At 57.7% G+C, this 2,113-nt stretch carries 3 protein-coding genes and 1 pseudogene; all 4 read left to right on the top strand.

From position 1 onward, the window contains the following. Positions 1-861: CoB--CoM heterodisulfide reductase iron-sulfur subunit A family protein (locus ACI94_RS02955; protein ID WP_286681079.1), on the top strand; the 861-nt coding region annotated here is incomplete at its 5' end. Further along, positions 862-1,287: a hydrogenase iron-sulfur subunit gene (locus ACI94_RS02950; RefSeq protein WP_286681078.1), complete on the top strand. Its 426-nt coding sequence runs from the start codon at positions 862-864 to the stop codon at positions 1,285-1,287. It begins immediately after the preceding gene. A 21-nt stretch (positions 1,288-1,308) separates the two neighbouring features. Beyond that, entirely contained in the window at positions 1,309-1,728 is a 420-nt protein-coding gene (locus ACI94_RS02945; RefSeq protein ID WP_394326382.1) for a molybdopterin dinucleotide binding domain-containing protein, read from the top strand. Continuing rightward, positions 1,725-2,113, top strand: a pseudogene (locus tag ACI94_RS02940) (formylmethanofuran dehydrogenase subunit B); the annotation flags it as partial. The gene ACI94_RS02945 and the pseudogene ACI94_RS02940, both read left to right, overlap by 4 nt.

Raw genomic sequence — 2,113 nt, 5'->3', positions numbered from 1 at the left:
GTCCGCCCGAGCGACGGTGAGACCCCGAAGAGGGTCGCGTTTGTCCTCTGTGCAGGCTCTCGTGACACGACCGGTGTCGGCAAGCCGTACTGCTCGCGGTTCTGCTGTATGTACTCGCTCAAGCACGCCCACCAGATCATCGAGAAGATCCCCGGAGCGGTGCCCTACATCTTCTACATGGACATCAGGTCCTTCGGTAAGATGTACGAGGAGTTCTACTACCGCATCCAGAACGAGGGTGCGAAGTTCATCCGCGGCAGGGTTGCAAACATCACCGAAGACCCGGTGACCAAGAACCTCCACGTGCATGCAGAAGACACGCTCCTCGGTCGGCCTGTCGATATGGAAGTCGATATGGTCGTGCTCGCGGCAGCCATCCAGCCCACCGCAGAGACCGAGAAGACCCGCAGGCTCTTCGGTGTCTCCTGTTCGCAGGACGGCTGGCTCCTCGAGGCACACCCGAAGCTGAACCCGTGCGGTACCACCACTGCCGGTGTCTACCTCGCCGGTACCTGCCAGGGGCCGAAGGATATCCCCGACACGGTCGCCCAGGCAGAGGGAGCAGCATCCGCAGCGTCCATCCCGATCCACAAGGGAGAGGTGGAGCTCGAGCCTTACTTCGCCCAGTGTATCGAGGAGAAGTGTGCAGGATGCGGAATGTGCGTCTACCAGTGCCCCTACCAGGCCCTCTCGCTCGTCGAGAAGAATGGTCGCAAGGTCATGCAGGTTACCGAGGCCAAGTGTAAAGGCTGCGGCACCTGCGGAGGGTTCTGCCCCGGCGGAGCCATCTGGATGCAGCACTTCGCAACCCCACAGATCATCGCACAGATTGACGCGTTCCTCCTTGGAGGTGAACAGTAAATGGCAGACGAAAACTGGAAGCCCAAGATCATCGCCATCATCTGCAACTGGTGCTCGTACGCAGGTGCGGACCTTGCAGGTGGCGCCCGCATACAGTACCCACCCGACGTCCGTTCCATCCGTGTGATGTGCACGGGCAGGGTGGATCCGCTCTTCATCCTGAAGGCATTCCAGGATGGGGCGGACGGCGTGCTCGTCTCCGGCTGCCACTTCGGCGATTGCCACTATCTTGAGGGCAACTACAAGGCAGCAAAGAGGATGTTCCTCTTGAAGAGTGTCCTCAAGAACATTGGTCTTGACGACAAGCGTCTCAGAATGACCTTCGTCTCCGCATCCGAGGGTGCGAAGTGGGGTATGGTCATGGAAGACGTCGTCAAGACCATCAAAGAGCTCGGCCCAAGCCCGCTCAAAGAACTTGCCAGATAAATATACAATACCAGACAGGGGATGAATAAAAATGGCAATCAGAGTGAACTTGATCACGGGTCGCAGCATCCAGCAGGGGGTGTCGATGGAGGCGGGGAAGGAAAANNGGAAAAACCCGCCTACACCGCCGCCTGTGGGATTATCGAACTCGACCCAGTAGATTTTAAAAAATTGGGAGCGTTCCGTAATACGAACGTCCGCGTCACCAGCGACTATGGCAGTGTCGTCGTCAAGGCTGTTGAGGCAACCCAGGGTCCCCACCCCGGTGTAGCATACATACCCATGGGTCCATGGGCGAACATGGTGGTCAACCCGGACACCTACTCAACGGGGATGCCAACCTTTAAAGGTACACCTGTCACGGTGGATATCGCCAAGAACGAACCTGTCCTCAGCTCACTGGAACTGGTGCGCAAGGCATGCAAGGGTGAACAGGCATGACCAAGACTATAACTGATGTTATCTGTCCGTTCTGCGGAACGCTCTGCGACGACCTCGAGGTCGTCGTCAGTGATGATGGAAAGCAGCTGCTCGAAGTATATAATGCATGCGCCATCGGAGCTGAAAAATTCCTCCACTCCCAGGCAAAGGACCGTATTACCCGCCCCCGCATGCGGCAGGAAGATGGATCCTGGAAAGAGATCACCTACGACGAGGCAATCGAGTATACCGCACAGATGCTCGCCAATGCAAAGAAGCCCCTGATGTACGGCTGGAGCTCAACGAATTGTGAAGCCCAGGCTCTCGGGTCTGAGCTTGGTGAGATTGTCGGAGCGGTCATGGACAACACGGCAACCGTCTGCCACGGAACATCCCTCATCGCGGT

The organism is Methanoculleus sp. DTU007 (assembly GCF_001512385.1).
GTDB lineage: Archaea > Halobacteriota > Methanomicrobia > Methanomicrobiales > Methanoculleaceae > Methanoculleus > Methanoculleus thermophilus.
This window is presented reverse-complemented; position numbering and strand designations above follow the sequence as displayed.